Raw genomic sequence first — 397 nt, forward strand, 5'->3', positions numbered from 1 at the left:
GGGATTCCCACCGGGCGCGAATTCTGATTCAGATTCCGTGCTGGTTAAGGAGGCAGTCATGAATGGGCCACCCTCTGTCGATGGATTTGCGTTCGCGGCTTCTGGCTGCGATCGATGATGGAATGAGTTGCCGTGCGGCAGCGGCGCGGTTTGGCGTGGCGCCATCGACGGCGATCCGCTGGCAGGCACAAAGGCGGCAAACCGGCAGCTTCGCGCCCAAGCCTCAGGGCGGCGACATGCGGTCGCGCCGGATCGAGGAGCGCCGCGCGGACATTTTCGCGGTCTGGGAAGCGCGCAAGGACATCTCGCTCGAAGAATTGCGCCAGGCGCTGGTCGAGATCGGCCTGACCGTTTCGGTAGCCGGGCTTCACCGCTTCTTTGTGCGTCACGGCATGAC

The 397-nt window shown here is 64.0% G+C and carries 1 protein-coding gene; it reads left to right on the forward strand.

The window, feature by feature from the left end; genetic code table 11:
- Window positions 1–62: 62 nt before the first annotated feature.
- Window positions 63–397, forward strand: a 335-nt coding sequence (locus tag KKP04_RS15325; protein ID WP_215033561.1) for a helix-turn-helix domain-containing protein, incomplete at its 3' end; no start/stop codon positions are given.

The sequence above is a fragment of the Rhodomicrobium sp. Az07 genome (assembly GCF_018619475.1).
Taxonomy (GTDB): Bacteria; Pseudomonadota; Alphaproteobacteria; order Rhizobiales; family Rhodomicrobiaceae; genus Rhodomicrobium.